The organism is Jiella soli (assembly GCF_020615385.1).
GTDB lineage: Bacteria > Pseudomonadota > Alphaproteobacteria > Rhizobiales > Rhizobiaceae > VKMB-3413.
In genome coordinates, this window is sequence record NZ_JAJAVB010000011.1 from 1 (window position 1) to 944 (window position 944).

1 protein-coding gene is annotated in these 944 nt (G+C 59.0%); it reads right to left on the minus strand.

All coding sequences use genetic code 11. The annotated features are described in order from the left end of the window. A partial coding sequence (locus tag LH400_RS06995; protein WP_229151955.1) for a hypothetical protein occupies positions 1-847 on the minus strand: 847 nt, incomplete at its 3' end. Positions 848-944 lie beyond the last annotated feature (97 nt).

Genomic DNA, 944 nt, shown 5'->3' on the forward strand with positions numbered 1-944 from the left:
CAGAGTGTGAATCATAAATCAGATCCAGACAAAACCCATTCTCAAACGGTCTCTGACAAGTCCGGGTCAAGTCGCCCGTCTGCAGGTCCGTCACCATGAACTGGTGCTTCGGCATCTGCGTCTGGCTGCTCGGGGTCGGATAGCGAATTCCCTGCTTCAGAAGCTCTTCCGAATGAGACGAACACCATAGCTGCAATGCACTCGTGCCGGTCTTCGGCAGCCCGACATGCAGCACCAGCCGCCGCTTCCGGTGAAGCCGGGCGGGTCTTGCGAGTGTTTCATTGGCAAAGGCGATGGCCCGATCCACCGTCGGCTGGCCCAGCGGTCTCAGCTTGCCGTACTCGTCGACCTGGCGGTGATAGTGCAGCATGATCGGTGCATCGTCTCCGACATCCTCCGGCGGCAGATGGATGGGAAAGTTGAGCGCCTTGGGCAGGAGTTCCGGCTGGATCCGGAGCTCGAGACAGGCCAAGGCAAATGTGATCTGATCAATGTGAAAGACATACTTCCCCAGGATGCTTTCCTGCTTCAGACCCCATTCTGCCCATTTGCGCCAAGATTCATCCAGCTGCGGTAGCCACTCTCCCGGCAGGACATAGAGCCCGCCGTTTCTGTTCTCGAAGATTGTCGTTCCCTGCCGCGTCCCGGTGGGGATGTCCGGCCTCTGACGCGCCAGTCCGGCCTGCTCCAGGATCGAATCCCAGAGGTCGGACGGCGGATTCGGCAGATCCACCACAGCTGCCGCCACGACGCTCCGCGGCAAGTAGGGGCGCGGATCGGACACGAAGAAGGTATCGCAATCGCATAGCACCGCAACTTCGGCCTGCCTGAGAAAATCCGATCGCAATTGTGCAATCTTGTTGAGATGAGGACGTTCGAAAGAAGTAATTACCCACCCCCTTGCCAACGGGGCCGATCGCTGAATCCATGTGCGGATGGATCGC